Raw genomic sequence first — 19,421 nt, forward strand, 5'->3', positions numbered from 1 at the left:
ATGCTGCAACTGATTCTCGGCGGCGCCCGCTCTGGCAAGAGCCGCCTGGCTGAAGAGCTGGCAAGCCGCTCGGGGCTGGCGGTGACCTACATTGCCACCAGCCAGCCGGTAGACGGCGAACTCAACCAGCGTGTGGCCCTGCACCGGGCGCGACGCCCCGAGCACTGGGGGTTGGTCGAAGAACCGCTGGAACTGGCGCGGGTCCTGCGTGAGTGGGCGGCGCCGGGCCAGTGCCTGCTAATCGATTGCCTGACCCTGTGGCTGACCAACCTGCTGATGCTCGACGACCCGCAACGGCTGGCCCATGAGCGCCAGGCGCTGCTCGATAGCGTGGCGGCCCTGCCGGGCGAAATCATTTTTGTCAGCAATGAAACCGGGTTGGGTGTAGTGCCCCTGGGTGAGCTGACCCGTCGCTATGTTGACGAAGCCGGCTTGTTGCATCAGGCCCTTGCCGAACGCTGCCAGCGCGTGGTGTTGACGGTTGCCGGCCTGCCTCTGACTTTGAAAGGAACTGCTCCATGACTCAATCCTGGTGGCTTGCCCCTGCTCGCGGTATCGACGTGGCGGCCCGTGAAGCGGCGCTGGCGCGTCAGCAGCAACTGACCAAACCGGCCGGCTCGCTGGCGCAACTGGAGCGTCTGGCGGTGCAGATCGCGGGCCTGCAAGGCCGCGAAAAACCAGCTGTCGACCGGCTGTGGATTGCGATTTTTGCCGGCGACCACGGGGTGGTCAGCGAAGGCGTGTCGGCCTATCCGCAGGAAGTCACCGGGCAGATGCTCGGCAACTTCGTCAATGGCGGTGCGGCTATCAGCGTACTGGCCCGGCAATTGGCCGCGCAGCTGGATGTGGTCGACCTCGGCACTGTCAGTGCCCTGAACTTGCCAGGTGTGCGTCATCTGCAACTGGGCGCCGGCACCGCCAGCTTCGTCAGCGGCCCGGCGATGAACGCCGGGCAGGGCCATGCGGCGTTGCAGGCCGGGCGTGACAGCGTACTACGCGCCAAGGCCGCCGGTATCGAGCTGTTTGTCGGCGGTGAAATGGGCATTGGCAATACCACCGCAGCCAGTGCCGTAGCCTGTTCATTGCTTGAGTGTGCAGCAGCATTGATGGTTGGTCCGGGCACCGGTCTGAACGCCGAGGGCGTGCAGCACAAGACCGCCGTGATCGAGCGCGGCCTGGCGTTGCATGCCGAACATGCGGGCGATCCGCTGGGCAGTTTGCTGAGCCTTGGCGGCTTCGAGATCGCCGCTCTGGCCGGTGCCTACCTGGCCTGCGCTCAGGAAGGTATCGTCGCGCTGGTCGATGGCTTTATTTGCAGCGTCGCCGCCTTGGTGGCGGTGCGCCTGAATCCATCGATACGGCCATGGCTGTTGTTTGGTCATCGCGGTGCCGAGCCCGGTCATCGGCATGTCCTGGAAGTGCTGCAGGCCGAGCCGCTGCTTGATCTGGGGCTGCGGCTGGGCGAAGGCAGTGGTGCGGCGCTGGCAGTACCGCTGGTGCGCCTGGCCTGCGAGCTGCATAACGGCATGGCGACCTTTGCCGAAGCCGCCGTGGCGGATCGCCCGGCATGATCGTCGACCTGCTGCGCCATGGCGAAACCGAGCTGGGCGGCGGTCTGCGCGGCAGTATCGACGATGCCCTGACCGAAGCGGGCTGGGCACAGATGCATGCCGCCGTGGCCGACGCTGCAACAGGTGCCGCGTCATGGACCCGGATCGTCAGTTCGCCGTTGCAGCGCTGTGCACGGTTCGCGCAAGTATTGGCCGAGCGTCTGCAACTGCCGCTGAGCCTGGACGCTGATGTTCAGGAGCTGCATTTCGGTGACTGGGAAGGGCGCAGCGCGGCGCAGATCATGCAAACCGATGCCGATGGCCTGGGCGCGTTCTGGAACAACCCCTACACCTTCACCCCGCCCAATGGCGAGCCGGTGGCGGTGTTTGCCGAGCGTGTGGGCGCGGCGTTGCAACGCTTGCAACAGCGCCATAGTGGCGAGCGGGTATTGCTGGTCTGTCATGGCGGGGTGATCCGCCTGTTGTTGGCCCGTGCCCGCGGCCTGCCCCGTGAGCAGTTGCTGCAAGTGTCGGTGGCCCATGGCGCGCTGCACAGCGTGCAAGTGGCGGTGGATGGCACCCTGACGGAGCTTTGAGATGCTGCCTTTGTGGATCGCCGTGCAATTTCTCAGCAGCCTGCCGGTGCGTTTGCCGGGCATGCCGGAACCGCAGCAGATGGGCCGTTCGCTGCTGTTTTATCCGCTGGTCGGGGCGCTGTTCGGCGCGTTGTTGATGTTGCTCGCGGCGCTGTTGTCCGCAACCCCGCCGATCTTGCAGGCGGCGCTGCTGCTCTGCGCCTGGGTGCTGCTCAGCGGTGGGCTGCACCTGGACGGCCTGGCCGACAGCGCGGACGCATGGCTGGGCGGTTTCGGTGATCGTGAGCGCACCCTGAGCATCATGAAAGACCCGCGCAGCGGACCGATTGCGGTGGTCACCCTGGTGCTGGTGTTGCTGCTGAAGTTCTGCGCGATCCTGGTCCTGCTTGAGCAGCAGGCATGGATCGGCTTGCTGCTGGCACCGCTGATCGGGCGCACGGCGTTGCTGGGACTGTTTCTCAGCACGCCTTACGTGCGTGCTGGCGGCCTGGGCCAGGCGCTAGCCGATCACCTGCCGCGTCGCGCTGGCTGGCAAGTGTCGGGCGTAGTGGTGGTGGCCTGCCTGTTGTTGGGGGGCGCCAGCGGCGTAGTTGCCTTGCTCGTCGCCAGCGCGGGCTTCATTTGGCTGCGCAACCTGATGCTGCGCCGACTCGGCGGCACCACCGGGGACACCGCCGGGGCGTTGCTGGAGTTGCTTGAGGTCGCCGTGCTGGTGGCGTTGGCCTTGTAAAGCAGCGTTCGCTGTGAATAGAGCCTTCGGGGCACAAGCCCCTCCTACAGACGATGTTGTTCTTGTCGTGGCTGGCATACTGTGAAATATCTTGCAATATCCACTGATGCGGGTATATACACGTATTCATGTTGACCACCGAATGTATCTGTACCCATCTGCGTCGTGCTGCCCGTGGGGTGAGCCGGCATTATGACGAAGCGCTGGACGGCTTCGGGATTAATGTCGCCCAGTTTTCCCTGCTGCGCCATCTGCAGCGTCTCGACCAACCGAGTATCTCCAGTCTGGCTGAAGCCATGGGGCTGGAGCGCAGTACGTTGGGTCGCAATCTGCGGGTGCTGGAAGCCGAAGGGCTGGTGGCGCTGGATGAGGGGCGTGATCAGCGTAATCGGCTGGTGCGCCTGACGGCTGAAGGTAATAAGCGTCTGCACGCAGCCGGCCCGGCCTGGGAGCAGGCCCAGCAACAATTGATCGATCGATTGGGTGAAGACCGGCGTAATGAACTGCTGCGCGTGCTGCAAAGCCTGGCCTGAATAACAACGGGTAAACCACCCGAATAACGAACGAGGGAATGACAAATGACATCAGCCTGGCGAACCAGCGGCTGGATCATGGTGGGCAGTGCGCTGATTCTGGCGTTATCACTGGGAACGCGGCATGGTTTCGGGCTGTTTCTTGCGCCCATGAGCAGCGACTTTGGCTGGGGCCGCGAAGTGTTTGCCTTCGCCATTGCCCTGCAGAACCTGTGCTGGGGGCTGGCGCAACCGTTCGCCGGTGCACTGGCTGACCGCTATGGCTCCGGCAAGGTGGTGTTCGTAGGGGGTGTGCTGTATGCCATCGGCCTGGCGATGATGAGCATGGCCGATTCCCCCTGGAGCCTGTCGTTGAGTGCCGGGATTCTGATCGGCATCGGTTTGTCCGGGACCTCGTTCTCGATTTTGCTTAGCCTGGTGGGGCGCTCGTTGCCTGCTGAAAAACGCAGCATGGGCATGGGGATTGCCAGTGCGGCGGGCTCGTTTGGCCAGTTCGCGATGCTGCCAGGCACCCTGGGGCTGATTGGCGGCCTGGGCTGGTCCGGTGCTTTGTTGGTGCTCAGCGTGCTGGTGGCGCTGATCCTGCCGCTGGCCGCGATGCTCAAGGAGCAGCGCCCGGTGGAGGCGCAGGGGCCGCAGCAGACGCTGGCTGAGGCGCTGCGCGAAGCCTGCAGCCATTCCGGCTTCTGGCTGCTGGCGCTGGGCTTTTTCGTCTGTGGCTTTCAAGTGGTTTTCATCGGCTTGCACCTGCCGGCTTATCTGGTGGATCAGCACCTGCCGGTGCAGGTCGGCACCACGGTGCTGGCGCTGGTGGGGCTGTTCAATATCTTCGGTACTTACACCGCCGGCTGGCTGGGCGGGCGGATGTCCAAACCTCGGCTGCTCAGCGCGCTGTATCTGCTGCGCGGCGTGGCGATCGTGATATTTCTCTGGGTGCCGCTCAGTGAGACCTCGGCCTACCTGTTTGGCGTGGTGATGGGGCTGTTGTGGCTGTCGACTGTGCCGTTGACCAATGGCACGGTGGCGGTGATGTTCGGTGTGCGTAACCTGTCGATGCTCGCCGGTATCGTGTTTCTGTTCCATCAGTTGGGCTCGTTCATGGGCGGCTGGCTGGGCGGGGTGGTCTATGACCGTACCGGCAGTTACGATCTGGTCTGGCAAATCGCAGTGTTGCTCAGCGTGCTGGCGGCGGCCCTGAACTGGCCGGTGCGTGAGCGTCCGGTGGCTCGTTTGCAGGTTGCAGTGTGATCCGCCTTGGCCCCTGGCTGCTCGTTGTGGCGGCCGGCACTGCGCTGCTGGCGCTGAGCTGGTGGGGATGGCAGCGCATGGGGCTGGCGGCGTTGCAACTGGGCATGGGCAATTGTTGAGCTGTGGCCGGTTGTGGGAGTAACGTGTCGGACAATACACCGACTAAAACACCACCCACAGGGATGCTCCGATGACTGCGCGCTGGATTTCACTGCCACTTCTATTGCTGGCCTTGGGCAGTACCGCCCAGGCCGCCGATTGCCCCGCCGTGCTCAAGGAACAGGGCGAGTTGCCCGCGTTGCGCGGCAAACAAACCATTGACCTGTGCCAGCGTTTTGCCGGTAAACCGCTGGTGGTGGTCAATACGGCCAGCTTCTGTGGCTTTACCTCGCAGTTCAAGGGCCTGGAGGCGTTGAATCAGCAGTACAAGGCTCAAGGCCTTGAGGTGCTGGGCGTACCGTCCAATGATTTCAAGCAGGAGTCCGGGGACGGTGAAGAAACGGCCAAGGTCTGCTACGTCAATTACGGCGTGACCTTCACCATGACCGAGCCGCAACCGGTACGCGGCAGCGATGCCATTGCGTTGTTTCGTAATCTTGCCGAACAAAGCGATGGCGCCGCACCGCGCTGGAACTTCAACAAGTATGTGGTGGATCGTCAGGGCAAGGTCGTCGCCCACTTCGGCAGCACCACCAAGCCGGATGATCCGCAGTTGATTGCGGCCATCGAGAAGGCGATTGCTTCAAAGCCTTGAGGCATACACAGGGGTATTAAAAAGCCCGCAACCGTGACCGGCTGCGGGCTTTTTCATGGCTGATCCGTGATCAGAACTTGTAGGTCAGCGAAGTACCGATGGTGTGTGCGCTGTTGCGGAAGTCAGCGTTGTAGGCGCCTTTGGTTGCGCTGGCATCGCGCAGCTTGGCTTCTTCTTCACGCAGGTACAGGTAAGCGAAGTCGATGGTGATGTCTTCGGTCGGGCTGTAACCGGCGCCAAGGCTGAAGATCTTGCGATCGCCAGTCGGGATGCGTGGCGAACGATGCGAGTTGCTGACTGGCGACTGGTCCATGGCAAGGCCGGTGCGCAGGGTCCACTGGTTGTTCAGTTTGTAGGCTGCACCAATGGCGTGGTACCAGGTGTTTTTCCACTCCTGGACTTCCGAAATGCGCCCGATCGGGCCTGTTGCGCCGCCGAGCTGGGCCGGCACGCCGCTGTTGTTCACGTCGATCGATTGCAGACGGCTCCAGCGGGTCCAGGTGCTGCCTGCGTAGAGTGTCCACTGGTCATCCAGTTGGTGGGTGATGGACAGTTCGGCAGACTCCGGGGTTTCCAGTTTCAGCGAGGCGTCGTATTTCTGGCCGTTGAACACACTGAAGCCCGGGCCTTCGATCTTGGTCTTGCCCTTGAGCTTGTAGTCGACCTTGGAACGGTAAGCCAGGCCGATGCTTGTGTCGTCGGTGGCCTGGACCAGCACACCGATGTTGAAGCCTACCGCGACGTCATCACCCTTGATGGTGACCTTGCCGTCGTTGCGGCCAGGTGTGGCGGCGTTGACGGCTGCCGAAGCCAGCTCGCCTTCAATACGGTTGATTGTCGGCCCGAAACCGATCGAGACCCGGTCGTTGAAGGCGTAGCTGATGGTCGGCTGCAGCGTCACGACCTGAACTTCGCTCTTGGAGCCCCAGTAACGGCCGGCGAAGCCGCTTTCGTAGTCGGTCTTCAGGCCAAATGGTGCATACATGCCCAGGCCGAAGGTCCATTGTTCGCTGAGTGGCTTGACGTAGTAACCCATGGGTACCGCGACCACAGGGACCATGTCGCCATCATTGCTGCCGCCGAAGGTGCCCTGGCCATTGTCGATGTCAGTCTTGGCAAAAATTGCAGCGGCACCGAGGTTGACCTGTTCACGCTTGAGGCGTGACATACCGGCAGGGTTGCCAGCCACTGTGCTGGCGTCTTCAGCTGCCGATGCACGACCGGCGAACGAGGTGCCCATGCCACTGATGCTTTGTTCGTTGAGGGCGAAACCGGAAGCCAGCAGATGGGAGGAGGCGAGACAGGCAGTCAATCCGAGTGTGGTCTTGAGCATTGCTTTTTTCATTATTAGTACTCCATGAGAATCACGGCATCGAAAGTATCAATATTTCCTACCGTGCGCCATAGCCTGAAGAGCCCGAGATAGAGCCTTTTTTTGTCTGACAATCGGACCTTTTTGCACGATCGTCCCAGAACGTGCGGACTACGGCCATCGCTTAGGCGGTGGCAAATAAAGGGGCGACGCTGAGTTGCCATGCAGTGACAAAATCTTTCAGTCTGCCTTGCGGCTGAAATATCTGTCGCCAGATTCTGGCCATTGCCAGAGGATCGTCTTCCGTGGGCAGGGTGTTGATCTGCGCCTCGACCATCAGCCAGGCAATCGCTGTGGCGTACCGCAGGTTGACGGTCAGTTCCAGGTGCGGGCCGCTGAGAAACGCATGCTGGCTGGCCAGCCCACGGACCAGACTGGCAAGGTTCGGGTCCTGCGCCAGGTAGTCGTCCCAGAGCCGCTGATGGCGTGATTCGGAAATATGATAGAGGCCATGACCGCGAGGGCTGTCCAGTGCGGCACCGAGCGCCGACTGGCTGGCGGCGATACCCAACAGCAATGCCTCGGCAGCGGGGTGGTGACGATCAAGGTAGGCCAGAGTCGGGCGAATGACGTGACGGTGCAAATGTACGGCTGCGATACCCATAAGACAGTCCGCTCACTGTGAAGTGGCCGGCGGACCCGCGCGCGTGGCAGCACTATGAAAGGTTGGGTCCGTCGGAAGCGGCAGGGCCGCTTGAGTTCAAGTGTAGTGTCATATTTACGGTGTAAAGGTCTGTTTTTACATCGTTTGTCTTATCAGCATCACTTCGATAGAACGCTTGGCGATTAGCCGGCTGCCGCTCAATCAGGCCGCCAGGGCCTGGCGGGTGCGGTCGATGACGGCCTGCAGCGGGGCTGCGCTGGCGTACTGCTCGGGGTACAGGCGCTCACTGTGACGGGCAATGCCGTGCTCGTTGACCAGGGTAAAGCTGAAGCTGCCCTTGCGTGCTGCGACGATAAGGCAGTTCATGGGGGCAAAAGCGTGAGTCAGGGCGTTGATGGCTTCTTGGGTATGAAAGTGTTGAGTTGTCATTATGAAAATATTCCTGAGTACGGCATGTCTGCATGCCGTGCATCCATTAAGGATTCCAGTAAACGCGGGGTACGGAGTCTTGGGGCCGTAATTGGGCGTAGAACCTGACTGGAACAAAAGCAGCCAGTTGAAGCGCATAAATATGTGGCGCTCGGGCTGACCGGTAGGTACGTGGGAAGTCAGGCAACATACAAGAGCAAAGGTTCGCGCTCTGATGAAGATCCTGATCAATTGCAGAAGGGTCGGTGGAGCATGGGCCTTGATGTGCAGCGCGTTGGCGCAGCAGAGAGAGCAAGGAGGTGCTCGAAAAACCAGCGATGGGGTCTGTTCCCGTGGGTTATAGCCGTGGCTGGCCTTGGGAACCTGGTTGACCTGAGTGAATTGACATTCAGCTTGGTACTTAACGGCGGCGATGCTGCCTGAGATTGGCGGGTAATGCAAGCCCTTTGACAAAATTTCTGGTGAACCGGTTTGCACGCCGGGTGCGTCCAGGCGTCGATGACCGGCCGTAGTGTCTGGCTCGCTGGTTTTTCACTTTCTGTAAGGCGAGGCTTACAGCCTGGCCAGCTGTCAAGCATCGTTGTGCACATTAGCGGCACAAGCTGCCGCATCACTGTCATATGGGCGCCTAAGAGCTTGATTTACTGCGGTGAATTAATAAGTCAATGAAAAACATCGCTTTTTTTTACTGGTGAAAAAATCGACAGTTTGAGCGCAGGCCTCATTCTGTGTGGCTTTGCGAGGGGATAGGGGGGGTTGTCCACTGAGTTATCCACAGCTTCTGTGGATTGTCCCGGTGCATTTCTGTGTGTATCAGGGGCTTTACCTTGGCAGAAAATGGCGTAGAGTATGCTCCCCCTCGATTTAAGTCCTTGATCCTTCGGTCATCAGGACGCAGTCTTCGCTACGGGTCTGAACACGCACATTGCTGCTGGCCGTGGAGTTCTCAAATGGCGCTTGAACTGAACAGCCTGTTGTTGGGCCTGGCCTTGGCTGCTGCGCCGCTACTGGCATTGGCCTGGCAGTTGCAGCGGCGGGCCGCGACCGCTGCTGGCGAACAGGCATTGCTCGAAGAGCGCCTGAGCACCGCGCAGCTGGCGCAGGACGGGCTGACCGTGCAGCTTGAAGCCAGCCGTGACGAAGTCAGCGACCTGAGCGAGGCCAACGCCGCCCGCCAGGCCGATCTGGCGGCATTGCGCCGTGAGGTCCAGTTGCTGCGTCAGGAGTGCGATGACCGCCGCGACGCCGCTGAGGGCTGGAATGTCGAGCGCACTGGCAAAGAAAGCGAGTTACGGCGCCTGGAAGCCCGCTGCGCGGCGTTGCAGGCCGAGTTGACCGAGCAGCAGGAAGGCCACCAGCAACGCCTCAATGATTTGCAGGATTCACGCAATGAACTGCGGGCGCAATTCGCCGAACTGGCCGGCAAGATTTTCGACGAGCGCGAGCAGCGCTTTGCCCAGACCAGCCAGGAGCAGCTCGGCCAGTTGCTCAACCCGCTCAAGGAGCGCATTCAATCGTTCGAAAAGCGCGTGGAGGAAAGCTACCAGAACGAAGCGCGCGAGCGCTTCTCGCTAGGTAAGGAGCTGGAGCGCCTGCAACAGCTCAATCTGCGCCTGAGCGATGAAGCCACCAACCTGACCCAGGCCCTCAAGGGTCAGAAGACCCAAGGCAACTGGGGAGAGTTGATCCTGGAGCGGGTGCTGGAGCACGCCGGGCTGGAAAAGGGCCGTGAGTACCAGACCCAGGTCAGCCTCAAGGGGCCTGAGGGTGAACGCTTTCAGCCTGACGTGCTGATCATGCTGCCGGGTGACAAGCAGGTGGTGGTCGATGCCAAGGTCAGCCTCACCGCTTATCAACAGTATGTCAATGCTCCTGACGAGGTGCTGGGCCAGGCAGCACTGAAACAGCATGTGCTGTCGCTGCGCAATCACGTCAAGGGTTTGTCCGGCAAGGACTATAAACGTCTGGAAGGCCTGCACAGTCTGGATTTCGTGCTGCTGTTCGTGCCGATCGAAGCGGCTTTTGCCGCGGCCCTTCAGGCCGAGCCAAATCTGTTTCAGGAAGCGTTTGACCGCCACATCGTGATTGTCAGCCCGACTACCTTGCTGGCCACCCTGAGGGTGATCGACAGCCTGTGGAAGCAGGAGCGACAGAGCCAGAATGCCCGGGAAATCGCCGAGCGGGCCGGCTGGCTTTACGACAAGTTTGTCTTGTTCATTCAGGACCTCGATGAAGTCGGCAATCGCTTGCAACAATTGGATAAGGCTTATGCGGCCGCACGCAATAAACTCACTGAAGGGCGTGGCAATCTGGTCAGCCGTAGTGAACAGCTGCGTCTACTGGGGGCACGGGCCAGCAAGAGTCTTCCGGCCGACCTGCTCGAGCGGGCAATGACCGACGAAGACGGCACGCTGCACTTGCCTGAGTAGCCGGGCCGTTCATCGCCAATGGATGACGATTGGGCTGATAGATGTCACATTGCCCATGTTTGCAGAGCGGTGACTGGCGGCATGCCGGTCAGGCTCTAGAATCAGTACAGGCGGCCGATAGTCTGTAGTCGCCGGTTTTTCCCCAAGGGGGCGTTATGAACAACAAATTGCAGGAATGGCTTCATGATCTCGGCGTTGCCCTGGGCCTGATAGAACGGCCCAAATTGCAGCCGATCCCCGTGCGTAGCGACGACGAGCGACGCCAGCGCCGTCGATAACAGCCCAGCTGCCGTGCAAGCCCTGATGCTCTCGGGGCTAGCGCCTCAGGCGTCGGCCAGGCAGGTCCCGGCCCATCAGCATGATCAGGTCAACGATCACCGGCACCGAGACCCGGTCCGGGCGCTTTCTGGCGCTTTCGCGGACCCGCTGCGGGAACTGACAGCCAAACGTCTCTTCGAGCCGCTCAAGCAGCATCTGTACATCGTCGTCGTCCAGCAGCATTTCTGCGAACGTGGCGTTGTCGCGTATGTGTGACTTGTCCACCAGAATGATGCCCAGTGCATCGAGCACGCGCTGGGTGACCCCCTCGCGATCCATAGGGACCTCCGGGTGTTGGCTGCTCACCTGGCACCATTACCGCAGTGCCAGCCTTGGCAGGTTAACGCAATCCTTTCCCGGCTCAGAGGCAGTGCCGACAGACGCGCCGCTTCTGTTCGGTAAAGGGCTGTTGTAGATTGGCCGATTTCGAGGTTTCCGATGTCCCGCCAGCGTTGCGAGCGTTGCCTGCGCCCGCTCAGCCACTGCCTGTGTGCGCTGATTCCGAGTCTTGATAGTCGTACCCGGGTGTTGGTGCTGCAGCATCCCAGCGAGGTGGGGCACGCCCTCAATACTGCGCGTCTGGCGACTCTGGGGCTGCGCAATGCGCAGTTGCTGGTGGGTGAAGTGTTCGATGACCTGCCGCAATTGCTCCATCAGCCCGGTTATCAGGCGCGCTTGCTGTTTCCGGGGGCGCAGGCTGAGGTGGTTGCACCGGTGCCTGCTGATGGCTTGCCGACCTTGTTGGTGGTCCCTGACGGCACCTGGCGCAAAGCGCGTAAGCTGCTGCATCTGAACCCGGCGCTGGCAGCGTTGCCCCGGCTAAGTCTGGCGCAGGTAACGGCTTCTCGCTATCGGCTGCGCAAAGCGCCTGGTCCCGAGGCGCTGTCGACCCTGGAGTCGATCGTCCAGGCACTGCAAGTGCTGGAGGCGCCCACAGGCTTTGATGCCTTGCTAAAGCCTTTTGATGCGTTGATCGACGGGCAGATTGCGGCCATGGGTGATGAGGTTTATCGGCGTAACCATGGGTGAGGTGCCCGACCATCAAGGACGGCCTCTGTCATCGCAGACAGGCCGCTGTTAGGTTGTATTTGCAGGTAGCTGTAACTGTCAGCTCGATAGCCCGCTATCTAGAATGATCGTGACCGCACCATTTTCCCGCCATTCTGGAACCATTCATGCACGTATCTTCCGGCCGTTGGCTATTGGGCCTCGGTCTGGCGCTGTTGACCGCGCTGCTCTGGGGCATCCTGCCTGTCAAACTCAAACAGGTTCTGCAGGTCATGGACCCGGTCACGGTGACCTGGTACCGCTTGCTCGTTTCCGGGCTGTTGCTGTTCATCTGGCTCAAGGCGAGCAGGGGCCTGCCGAGCTTCAAACCGCTGGGCAAGACCGGCAAGGGGCTGGTGGTCATGGCGGTATTGGGGCTGGTGGGCAACTATGTGCTGTATCTGGTGGGGTTGAAGCTGCTCAGCCCGGGTACTACGCAACTGTTGATCCAGACCGGGCCGATCATGTTGCTGATCGCCAGTATCTTCGTGTTCAAGGAGCGTTTCACACTGGGGCAGGGCATGGGGCTGCTAATCATGCTGGCCGGCTTTGTGCTGTTCTTCAACGAGCGGTTGGCCGAACTGTTCAGCTCACTGGGCAGCTACACCGTCGGTGTGCTGGTGATATTGCTGGCGTCATTGGTCTGGACCTTCTATGGCCTTAGCCAGAAGCAATTGCTCACGGTCTGGGACTCACGCCAGGTGATGATGGTCATCTACCTGTTCTGCGCCTTGCTGATCACGCCGTGGGCGCACCCACTGCAAGTGCTGCAGCTCGATACCGTGCAGGGTTTGCTGCTGTTCGCCTGCTGTCTCAACACCCTGGTGGCCTACGGCGCGTTTGCCGAAGCGCTGGTGCATTGGGAAGCTTCAAGGATCAGCGCGACTCTGGCGCTGACGCCGCTGATTACGCTGGCGTGCGTCGCGGTAGCGGCCTGGCTGTGGCCCGACCATGTGCAGGGCGAGCAGCTTAATCTGTTGGGGTATGGGGGCGCGGTGCTGGTGGTGACCGGTTCGGCGTTTACCGCCCTGGTGCCGTCGCTGATGGCCGGTTGGCGGGCCCGCAATGCTCGTTTGTCGAACGGCAAGCTTCATGGCTAAAGCCAATATTGTTCGGTTAAGTGCTTAATGTCCCCGGCTGCTCCCACGGGTCCTACAGGGTTCGGCTTTTGCCTGGCATTCAGGTAGCCGCAGATAAACCTTAACCTCGGCCCAACTGCTCTGCCTGGCGCACCCATTGCTGGCGCTGTGCCTCGCTGGCGCTGCGCACCGGGGCAAACTCGGTCAGGCGAGTGGTCCTGATCCCGCAAGAACCCAGAATCGTGCGCGTGATCTGCCGGTGGGGCGGGGCGCCGAAAATCCAGCGGCCGAAGATCCAGCGAAAGTAGCGCGGTGGCGTGTCCAGGCTAATCAGCAGTTCCGCGCTGCGGCCCTTGAGCAGTTGATTGTCCGGGTCTTCGCGTCCATGGAGCCTGAAGGCGAAGCCCGGGATCAGGACCCGATCAAAGAAACCACTCAGCAGCGCGGGCAGGCCGCTCCACCAGACCGGATAGACCAGCACCAGATGTTCGGCCCAATGAATCAGCCGCTGGGCATCGAGCAAATCGGCCTCCAGTGGCTGACCCTGCTCATAGCCGCCACGCAGGATCGGATCGAATGCCATTTCGCCCAGCTTCAGGCTGCGCACGACATGGCCCTCACCGCGCGCGCCCAGGGCGTAGGCATCGCCCAGTGCATGGCATAACCCGCCAGCCTTGGGGGTGCCATAGATCAGCAGGATTCGCTTGCCATTACCTTCAAGCGGAGTGGCGCCACTACGGGCCTCAGCCATGACTACCCGCCTCAAGCATGTTTTGCGGGCGTACCCAGGCGTCGAACTGCTCGTCGCTCAGGTAGCCCAGGTCCAGAGCTGCCTGGCGCAGGGTAAGCCCTTCGGTGTAGGCCTTCTTGGCGATCTGTGCGGCTTTGTCATAACCGATATGCGGATTGAGTGCGGTGACCAGCATCAGTCCGCGCTCCAGATGCTCAGCCATCTTCGCGGTGTCTGGCTCCATGCCAGCCACACAGTGCTCATTAAAGTTTCGGCAGCCGTCTGCCAGCAGTTCGATGGATTCGAGCAGGTTATGGATGATCACCGGCTTGTACACATTGAGCTGTAAATGCCCCTGACTGGCGGCAAAACCGATGGTCACATCGTTACCCATGACCTGGCAGGCAAGCATTGACAAGGCCTCGCACTGGGTCGGGTTGACCTTGCCGGGCATGATCGAGCTGCCCGGTTCGTTGGCCGGCAGGCGCACTTCGGCCAGCCCGCCGCGCGGGCCGGAGCCGAGCAGGCGCAAGTCGTTGGCGATTTTCATCAGGCTGGTGGCCAGGGTCTTCAGGGCGCCGGACAAGGCGGCCAATGGTTCGTGACCGGCCAGGGCGGCGAATTTGTTTGGCGCGGTGACGAATGGTAAACCCGAGAGCGCTGCCAGTTCGGCCGCCACCGCTTCGGCAAAGCCTTTCGGGGCATTGAGGCCGGTCCCCACCGCCGTGCCGCCCTGAGCCAGCTCGTACACTGCTGGCAGGGTGGCGCGAATGGCTTTGACCGAGTAATCAAGCTGGGCCACGAAACCGGACAGTTCCTGACCGAAGGTGATCGGCGTGGCGTCCATCATGTGGGTACGGCCGGTCTTGACCAGTTGGCTATGCCGTCTGGACTGCTCGGTCAGGCCTTCAGCCAGTTCTGCGACAGCCGGCAGCAGTTGATTTTGAACCGCTTGGGCGACCGCGATGTGCATGGCCGTGGGGAAGCAGTCGTTGGAGCTTTGCGAGCGATTGACGTGATCGTTGGGGTGCACCGGCGACTTGCCGCCGCGACCCTGGCCGGCCAGCTCGTTGGCGCGTCCGGCGATCACTTCGTTGACGTTCATGTTGCTCTGCGTGCCACTGCCGGTTTGCCAGACCACCAGCGGAAACTGGTCATTGAGCTGGGCGTCGAGGATTTCGTCAGCCGCCTGCTCGATCAGCCGGGCGATATCGGCGGGCAGGTCGCCATTGCGATTGTTGACCCGCGCGGCGGCTTTCTTGATCAGCGTCAAGGCATGCACCACTTGCAGCGGCATGCGCTGCTGGCCGATGGCGAAGTTGATCAGCGAGCGCTGGGTTTGCGCTCCCCAGTAGGCATCTTGCGGGACTTCAATCGGACCAAGGCTATCGGTTTCGGTACGGCTCACTGTACGACTCCTCGAAAATACGTTCGGTCTGTGCTGCTGACCGGTAGAGTTTAGTCGCCGATATCACCCTCGGGTTCCCCGCAGGCTCATGACCGCTGGCAACGCAGGGGTTGAGGCCGATGCGAACATCTGCGCAGAATGAAAAACATTGAGGCCATGCCTCGTTTGCCCAAATAGGAAACCCGATGATCCGTCTTCGCGTCATGTTCACCGTGCTGGCTCTGGCGTGTGCCAGCGGTCAGGTTCTTGCCGACACGGCCAGCCAGAATGCCAGCGCCGAGACGCTTCTGAAGCTGACCAACGCTGACAAACTCACCACGCCGATCTACGGGCAGGTTCAGCAGTTGTTTGCCCAGCGCTTCGCCGAGGCCAAGGCGCCGGCTTCGAAGAAAGCCCTGCTGGAGACCTATCAGGCCAAGGCCAACGCAGCGCTGGACCAGGCGGTTGGCTGGAACAAGCTCAAACCTGAGCTGGTGAAGATCTACACCAGCAACTTCACTGAGGCCGAGCTCAAAGAACTGGTGAATTTCTATCAGTCACCGGTCGGCAAAAAGGTGCTGAGCAAAATGCCTGAGCTGTCGCAGCAGTCAGTGCAACTGACCCAGACTCGTCTGGAAAGCGCAGGTCCTGTGGTCAACAAGCTGCTCGCCGACATGAGTGCCGAGCTTGAGCCGGCCAAGGCCGCACCTGCGAAAAAACCTTGAGCCTCCACTCTGAGACATCGTACCGATCATGAGCATGCAGCAACGTATCGAAACGGCCCTGGCCGACCTGCAACCTCTGCACCTGCAAGTGCTGAATGAAAGCCATATGCACAGCCGGGGCCAGGAGACGCACTACAAGGCGATCCTGGTCTGCGAGTCATTCCAGGGGCTCAATGCTGTCAAGCGTCATCAAAAGGTCTATGCCACTCTCGGCGGCCTGATGCAAGAGTTTCACGCGCTGGCGCTGCACACTTACACCCCGCAAGAGTGGGCGGCAAACAGCGATGTACCGGCGTCGCCGACCTGCGCAGGCGGTCACGCCTGAGGCCTGCGGCTTATTGATCCAGGTCAATATCCAGCGCTGTCTGCCAGCTCAGGTTTTTTGCTAGAATCCGCGCCGCGCCGCACTTGGCCGGCGCGTTTTCATTTCTGTTCTGTCCGGTAGGCCCTTTGCGAGGGTCACCACCTGGAGATATTGATGACTCAAACGTCGATGACCGCGCCGATCGTCGTGGCTGCGCTATACAAGTTCGTCACCCTCGACAATTACCTTGAGCTGCGTGAGCCGCTGCTCAATGCCATGCTCGCCAACGGCGTCAAAGGCACCCTGCTGATTGCCGAGGAAGGTATCAACGGCACCGTGTCTGCAACCCGCGAGGGGATCGACGGTTTGCTGGCCTGGCTGCGCAGTGACCCGCGGCTGGTGGACATCGACCACAAGGAATCCTACTGCGACGAACAGCCGTTCTATCGCACCAAGGTCAAGCTCAAGAAAGAGATCGTGACCCTGGGCGTGCCAGGCGTCGACCCCAACAAGGCGGTCGGGACCTATGTCGAGCCGCAGGACTGGAACGCGCTGATCAGCGACCCTGAAGTGCTGTTGATCGATACGCGCAACGACTATGAAGTGTCGATCGGCACCTTTGAAGGCGCGATCGATCCGAAAACCACCACCTTCCGCGAGTTTCCCGACTACATCAAGGCCAACTTCGACCCGAAGGTGCACAAGAAGGTCGCCATGTTCTGCACCGGCGGCATCCGCTGCGAAAAGGCCTCCAGCTACATGCTCGGTGAAGGCTTCGAAGAGGTCTATCACCTCAAGGGCGGGATTCTCAAGTACCTCGAAGAGGTGCCGCAGGAGCAGACCCTGTGGCGCGGCGACTGCTTTGTGTTCGACAACCGCGTAACGGTACGTCACGACTTGTCTGAAGGCGACTACGATCAATGTCATGCCTGTCGTAATCCGGTCAGTGTCGAGGACCGTGCCAGCGAGCATTACGTGCCGGGTATCAGTTGCCCGCATTGCTGGAATACCCTGAGCGAAAAGACCCGCCGCAGCGCCATCGACCGGCAGAAGCAGATCGAGCTGGCCAAGGCGCGTAATCAGCCACACCCGATCGGCTACAACTATCGCCAAGCATCGGAAACGGAGGCCTGAGCCATGTCCGCTCGTCTGGTGTATGTGATGGACCCGCTTTGTTCATGGTGCTGGGGCTTCGCTCCGGTCGCCGAGGCTCTGGTGCGCCAGGCACAGGACAGCGGTGTGCAACTGCACTTGGTGATGGGCGGACTGCGCGCCAACGATGCGCCGCTGGACCCTTCCACCCGGCGCTACATCCTTGATCACTGGCAGTCGGTGCAGCAGACCACCGGCCAGCCGTTTCTGTTCGACGCGGCTTTGCCTGAAGGTTTTGTCTATGACACCACCCCGGTGTGCCGGGCGGTGGTCACCGCACGACAGCTCGACCCGCAGGCGGCCTGGCGATTGGTGGGCCTGATTCAGGCAGCGTTTTATGCCGCAGGCCGCGACGTGACTCAAGGTTCACTGTTGGCCGAGCTGGCCGAGCAGGCGGGGCTGGATCGCCTGCAGTTTGCCGAGCTGTTCGACAGCGCCGAACTCAAAAGCGCCACGGCGGCGGATTTTGCCTGGGTTCAGGGGCTGGGGATTGCCGGCTTTCCGACTTTGCTGGCCGAACGTAACGGCCAACTGGCGTTGCTGACCAACGGCTACCAGCCCGTGGACGCCCTGGCGCCATTGCTGGCCCGTTGGCTGGAGCGCGCTGCCAGTGCCTGATACACCCGGCGACACGGCGGCAACTTCCACCACGACCGATCGGCTGAGCTGGGCGGATATTCGCGCGCTGGTGTTGCGCCACAAAAAGGCGTTATGGACGGCCAATGGCGTGGCGATCATGGCCACCCTGTGCAGTGTGCCGATTCCCTTGCTGTTGCCGCTGCTGGTCGATGAAGTGCTATTGGGCCATGGCGATACGGCGTTGCGCTTCATGGACCGGCTGCTGCCTGAAAGCCTGCACCAGGCGGTGGGCTATATCGGCCTGATGCTGCTGGCGACTTTGCTGCTGCGTCTGGGGGCGCTGCTGTTCAACGTGTTGCAGGCGCGGTTGTTTGCCCGCTTGTCCAAAGACATTGTCTATCGCATTCGCTTGCGTCTGATCGAGCGCCTCAAGCGTATCGCCCTGCGTGAATACGAGAGTCTCGGCGGCGGGACGGTGACCACCCATCTGGTCACTGATCTGGACACGCTGGACAAGTTCGTCGGCGATACCCTCAGCCGCTTTCTGGTAGCGATGCTGACCCTGACCGGCACGGCTGCCGTCCTGATGTGGATGCACTGGAAGCTGGCGCTGTTGATTTTGCTGTTCAACCCATTGGTGATCTTCGCCACCGTACGGCTGGGCAAGCGGGTCAAACACCTTAAAAAACTGGAAAACGACAGCACCGCACGCTTCAGCGAAGCCTTGAGCGAGACCCTTGAGGCGATACAGGAGGTTCGTGCCGGCAATCACCAGGGCTTTTTCCTGGGCCGGCTTGGCCTGCGTGCCCGCGAGGTGCGTGACTACGCGGTCAATTCACAATGGAAAAGCGATGCCTCAGGGCGCGCCAGTGCGCTGTTGTTCCAGTTCGGTATCGATCTGTTTCGTGCGGCGGCGATGCTCACTGTGCTGTTCTCTGATCTGTCCATCGGTCAGATGCTGGCGGTGTTCAGCTACCTGTGGTTCATGATTGGCCCGGTGGAGCAGTTGCTTAACCTGCAATACGCCTGGTACGCCGCTGGCGGCGCGCTGAGCCGTATCAACGAACTGCTGGCGCGGGCCGATGAACCGCGTTATCCCGGCCACGCCGACCCGTTTGCCGGCCGGCAGACAGTGGGCATTGAAGTGTGTGGCCTGAGTTTCGGTTACGGCGCCGAGCGGGTCCTGGATCAGGTGAATCTGTCGATTGCGCCCGGTGAAAAGGTCGCCATCGTGGGCGCCAGCGGAGGCGGCAAGAGCACCCTGGTGCAGCTGTTACTGGGCTTGTACACAGCTGATGCCGGCAGCATCCGGTTTGGCGGTGCAACCCAGCAGGAGATCGGCCTTGAGCGGTTGCGTGAGCGCGTCGCAGTGGTGTTGCAGCATCCGGCACTGTTCAACGACAGTGTCCGCGCCAACCTGACCATGGGACGCGATCGCAGTGATGAGGCTTGCTGGCAGGCGTTGCAGATCGCGCAACTGGACGCCACCGTGCGCAGCATGCCGCAGGGGCTCGATACCGTGGTTGGACGTTCCGGGGTACGGCTTTCCGGCGGCCAGCGGCAACGCCTGGCGATTGCGCGGATGATCCTCTCTGAGCCGCAGGTGGTGATTCTTGATGAGGCCACCTCGGCGCTGGATGCTGCGACCGAGTACAGCCTGCACCAGGCTCTGGGCCGCTTTCTGCAAAGCCGGACCACGCTGATCATTGCCCACCGCCTGTCCGCCGTGAAGCAGGCTGACCGGGTGCTGGTGTTCGATGGCGGGCGCATTGCCGAAGACGGCGACCATCAGCAACTGATCGCTGACGGCGGTTTGTATGCTCGGTTGTACGGGCATCTGCAGCAGGTTTGAGAC

At 61.2% G+C, this 19,421-nt stretch carries 23 protein-coding genes; 17 read left to right on the forward strand and 6 right to left on the reverse strand.

Translation table 11 applies throughout. The annotated features are described in order from the left end of the window. The 8 genes from cobU (at position 1) to NRB16_RS16430 (ending at position 5,411) form a co-directional block, all read left to right on the forward strand. Positions 1–522 (forward strand): bifunctional adenosylcobinamide kinase/adenosylcobinamide-phosphate guanylyltransferase, encoded by a 522-nt coding sequence (gene cobU, locus NRB16_RS16395; protein ID WP_045482092.1) that lies wholly within the window; start codon positions 1–3, stop codon positions 520–522. Then, positions 519–1,571 carry a nicotinate-nucleotide--dimethylbenzimidazole phosphoribosyltransferase gene (gene cobT, locus NRB16_RS16400; protein WP_045482089.1) on the forward strand — a complete coding sequence of 351 codons (1,053 nt, stop codon included), beginning with the start codon at positions 519–521 and terminating at the stop codon, positions 1,569–1,571. The genes cobU and cobT overlap by 4 nt, the downstream gene beginning before the upstream one ends. Beyond that, complete coding sequence (cobC, locus tag NRB16_RS16405; RefSeq protein ID WP_045482086.1) at positions 1,568–2,146, forward strand: alpha-ribazole phosphatase family protein; 579 nt, start codon at positions 1,568–1,570, stop codon at positions 2,144–2,146. The genes cobT and cobC overlap by 4 nt, the downstream gene beginning before the upstream one ends. 1 nt (position 2,147) lies before the next feature. Further along, positions 2,148–2,876 (forward strand): adenosylcobinamide-GDP ribazoletransferase, encoded by a 729-nt coding sequence (locus NRB16_RS16410; protein WP_257106518.1) that lies wholly within the window; start codon positions 2,148–2,150, stop codon positions 2,874–2,876. Between the two features lie 128 nt (positions 2,877–3,004). Next, positions 3,005–3,409 (forward strand): MarR family winged helix-turn-helix transcriptional regulator, encoded by a 405-nt coding sequence (locus NRB16_RS16415; RefSeq protein WP_045482079.1) that lies wholly within the window; start codon positions 3,005–3,007, stop codon positions 3,407–3,409. 45 nt (positions 3,410–3,454) lie between these two features. Then, the gene (locus NRB16_RS16420) at positions 3,455–4,657 is read left to right on the forward strand and encodes an MFS transporter (protein WP_253115067.1); all 1,203 of its coding nucleotides are present in this window, start codon (positions 3,455–3,457) and stop codon (positions 4,655–4,657) included. Then, on the forward strand, positions 4,654–4,776 hold the full coding sequence (locus NRB16_RS16425) for a hypothetical protein (protein WP_257106519.1): 123 nt from the start codon (positions 4,654–4,656) through the stop codon (positions 4,774–4,776). The genes NRB16_RS16420 and NRB16_RS16425 overlap by 4 nt, the downstream gene beginning before the upstream one ends. 71 nt (positions 4,777–4,847) lie before the next feature. Continuing rightward, a complete protein-coding gene (locus NRB16_RS16430) occupies positions 4,848–5,411 on the forward strand; it encodes a glutathione peroxidase (protein WP_045482074.1) in 564 nt (187 codons plus the stop codon). A 70-nt stretch (positions 5,412–5,481) separates the two neighbouring features. Here the strand turns inward: NRB16_RS16430 and NRB16_RS16435 are convergent, their stop codons facing one another. The 3 genes from NRB16_RS16435 to NRB16_RS16445 form a co-directional block, all read right to left on the reverse strand. Beyond that, positions 5,482–6,756, reverse strand: coding sequence for an OmpP1/FadL family transporter (locus NRB16_RS16435; RefSeq protein WP_045482070.1), 1,275 nt, complete (start codon positions 6,754–6,756; stop codon positions 5,482–5,484). A gap of 151 nt (positions 6,757–6,907) precedes the next feature. Then, a complete protein-coding gene (locus tag NRB16_RS16440; RefSeq protein ID WP_045482067.1) occupies positions 6,908–7,387 on the reverse strand; it encodes a hypothetical protein in 480 nt (159 codons plus the stop codon). A gap of 201 nt (positions 7,388–7,588) precedes the next feature. Next, entirely contained in the window at positions 7,589–7,816 is a 228-nt protein-coding gene (locus NRB16_RS16445) for a hypothetical protein (protein ID WP_045482064.1), read from the reverse strand. Between the two features lie 1,064 nt (positions 7,817–8,880). On the opposite strand from NRB16_RS16445, the gene rmuC reads away from it, so the two are divergent. After that, positions 8,881–10,245: a DNA recombination protein RmuC gene (gene rmuC / locus NRB16_RS16450; protein ID WP_257106532.1), complete on the forward strand. Its 1,365-nt coding sequence runs from the start codon at positions 8,881–8,883 to the stop codon at positions 10,243–10,245. A 155-nt stretch (positions 10,246–10,400) separates the two neighbouring features. Further along, positions 10,401–10,523, forward strand: a complete 123-nt coding sequence (locus tag NRB16_RS16455; RefSeq protein WP_144403179.1) for a PA1414 family protein — start codon at positions 10,401–10,403, stop codon at positions 10,521–10,523. A 37-nt stretch (positions 10,524–10,560) separates the two neighbouring features. Here the strand turns inward: NRB16_RS16455 and NRB16_RS16460 are convergent, their stop codons facing one another. After that, positions 10,561–10,842 (reverse strand): hypothetical protein, encoded by a 282-nt coding sequence (locus NRB16_RS16460; protein WP_045482057.1) that lies wholly within the window; start codon positions 10,840–10,842, stop codon positions 10,561–10,563. A gap of 159 nt (positions 10,843–11,001) precedes the next feature. Between NRB16_RS16460 and NRB16_RS16465 the strand changes: the two genes are divergently transcribed. Together NRB16_RS16465 and NRB16_RS16470 are read left to right on the forward strand one after the other, a co-directional pair. Then, on the forward strand, positions 11,002–11,592 hold the full coding sequence (locus tag NRB16_RS16465; protein ID WP_045482054.1) for a tRNA-uridine aminocarboxypropyltransferase: 591 nt from the start codon (positions 11,002–11,004) through the stop codon (positions 11,590–11,592). Between the two features lie 146 nt (positions 11,593–11,738). Continuing rightward, positions 11,739–12,710 (forward strand): DMT family transporter, encoded by a 972-nt coding sequence (locus NRB16_RS16470; protein ID WP_045482051.1) that lies wholly within the window; start codon positions 11,739–11,741, stop codon positions 12,708–12,710. A 100-nt stretch (positions 12,711–12,810) separates the two neighbouring features. Here the strand turns inward: NRB16_RS16470 and NRB16_RS16475 are convergent, their stop codons facing one another. Further along, positions 12,811–13,440 carry an NAD(P)H-dependent oxidoreductase gene (locus tag NRB16_RS16475; RefSeq protein ID WP_257106520.1) on the reverse strand — a complete coding sequence of 210 codons (630 nt, stop codon included), beginning with the start codon at positions 13,438–13,440 and terminating at the stop codon, positions 12,811–12,813. After that, entirely contained in the window at positions 13,433–14,827 is a 1,395-nt protein-coding gene (locus NRB16_RS16480; protein ID WP_045482046.1) for a class II fumarate hydratase, read from the reverse strand. Before NRB16_RS16480 ends, NRB16_RS16475 begins: the two co-directional genes overlap by 8 nt. Positions 14,828–15,012: 185 nt before the next feature. Between NRB16_RS16480 and NRB16_RS16485 the strand changes: the two genes are divergently transcribed. The 5 genes from NRB16_RS16485 (at position 15,013) to NRB16_RS16505 (ending at position 19,418) form a co-directional block, all read left to right on the forward strand. Further along, positions 15,013–15,531 carry a DUF2059 domain-containing protein gene (locus NRB16_RS16485; RefSeq protein WP_045482044.1) on the forward strand — a complete coding sequence of 173 codons (519 nt, stop codon included), beginning with the start codon at positions 15,013–15,015 and terminating at the stop codon, positions 15,529–15,531. Positions 15,532–15,559: 28 nt separating this feature from the next. Continuing rightward, the gene (locus NRB16_RS16490) at positions 15,560–15,856 is read left to right on the forward strand and encodes a BolA family transcriptional regulator (protein ID WP_045482042.1); all 297 of its coding nucleotides are present in this window, start codon (positions 15,560–15,562) and stop codon (positions 15,854–15,856) included. A gap of 168 nt (positions 15,857–16,024) precedes the next feature. After that, entirely contained in the window at positions 16,025–16,969 is a 945-nt protein-coding gene (locus tag NRB16_RS16495; protein WP_045493690.1) for a rhodanese-related sulfurtransferase, read from the forward strand. 3 nt (positions 16,970–16,972) lie between these two features. Then, a complete protein-coding gene (locus NRB16_RS16500) occupies positions 16,973–17,605 on the forward strand; it encodes a DsbA family protein (protein ID WP_045482040.1) in 633 nt (210 codons plus the stop codon). Further along, positions 17,598–19,418 (forward strand): ABC transporter ATP-binding protein, encoded by a 1,821-nt coding sequence (locus NRB16_RS16505; protein WP_045482038.1) that lies wholly within the window; start codon positions 17,598–17,600, stop codon positions 19,416–19,418. The genes NRB16_RS16500 and NRB16_RS16505 overlap by 8 nt, the downstream gene beginning before the upstream one ends. Positions 19,419–19,421 lie beyond the last annotated feature (3 nt).

Origin of the sequence: Pseudomonas sp. LJDD11, assembly GCF_024584215.1 — a bacterium.
Taxonomy (GTDB): Bacteria; Pseudomonadota; Gammaproteobacteria; order Pseudomonadales; family Pseudomonadaceae; genus Aquipseudomonas.

Bases quoted from the DNA above. Each gene is read 5' to 3' on its own strand.
- cobU (WP_045482092.1), top strand. From the start codon at position 1: ATGCTGCAACTGATTCTCGGCGGCGCCCGCTCTGGCAAGAGCCGCCTG.
- cobT (WP_045482089.1), top strand. From the start codon at position 519: ATGACTCAATCCTGGTGGCTTGCCCCTGCTCGCGGTATCGACGTGGCG.
- cobC (WP_045482086.1), top strand. From the start codon at position 1,568: ATGATCGTCGACCTGCTGCGCCATGGCGAAACCGAGCTGGGCGGCGGT.
- NRB16_RS16410 (WP_257106518.1), top strand. From the start codon at position 2,148: ATGCTGCCTTTGTGGATCGCCGTGCAATTTCTCAGCAGCCTGCCGGTG.
- NRB16_RS16415 (WP_045482079.1), top strand. From the start codon at position 3,005: ATGTTGACCACCGAATGTATCTGTACCCATCTGCGTCGTGCTGCCCGT.
- NRB16_RS16420 (WP_253115067.1), top strand. From the start codon at position 3,455: ATGACATCAGCCTGGCGAACCAGCGGCTGGATCATGGTGGGCAGTGCG.
- NRB16_RS16430 (WP_045482074.1), top strand. From the start codon at position 4,848: ATGACTGCGCGCTGGATTTCACTGCCACTTCTATTGCTGGCCTTGGGC.
- NRB16_RS16435 (WP_045482070.1), bottom strand. From the start codon at position 6,756: ATGAAAAAAGCAATGCTCAAGACCACACTCGGATTGACTGCCTGTCTC.
- NRB16_RS16440 (WP_045482067.1), bottom strand. From the start codon at position 7,387: ATGGGTATCGCAGCCGTACATTTGCACCGTCACGTCATTCGCCCGACT.
- NRB16_RS16445 (WP_045482064.1), bottom strand. From the start codon at position 7,816: ATGACAACTCAACACTTTCATACCCAAGAAGCCATCAACGCCCTGACT.
- NRB16_RS16455 (WP_144403179.1), top strand. From the start codon at position 10,401: ATGAACAACAAATTGCAGGAATGGCTTCATGATCTCGGCGTTGCCCTG.
- NRB16_RS16460 (WP_045482057.1), bottom strand. From the start codon at position 10,842: ATGGATCGCGAGGGGGTCACCCAGCGCGTGCTCGATGCACTGGGCATC.
- NRB16_RS16465 (WP_045482054.1), top strand. From the start codon at position 11,002: ATGTCCCGCCAGCGTTGCGAGCGTTGCCTGCGCCCGCTCAGCCACTGC.
- NRB16_RS16470 (WP_045482051.1), top strand. From the start codon at position 11,739: ATGCACGTATCTTCCGGCCGTTGGCTATTGGGCCTCGGTCTGGCGCTG.
- NRB16_RS16475 (WP_257106520.1), bottom strand. From the start codon at position 13,440: ATGGCTGAGGCCCGTAGTGGCGCCACTCCGCTTGAAGGTAATGGCAAG.
- NRB16_RS16485 (WP_045482044.1), top strand. From the start codon at position 15,013: ATGATCCGTCTTCGCGTCATGTTCACCGTGCTGGCTCTGGCGTGTGCC.
- NRB16_RS16490 (WP_045482042.1), top strand. From the start codon at position 15,560: ATGAGCATGCAGCAACGTATCGAAACGGCCCTGGCCGACCTGCAACCT.
- NRB16_RS16495 (WP_045493690.1), top strand. From the start codon at position 16,025: ATGACCGCGCCGATCGTCGTGGCTGCGCTATACAAGTTCGTCACCCTC.
- NRB16_RS16500 (WP_045482040.1), top strand. From the start codon at position 16,973: ATGTCCGCTCGTCTGGTGTATGTGATGGACCCGCTTTGTTCATGGTGC.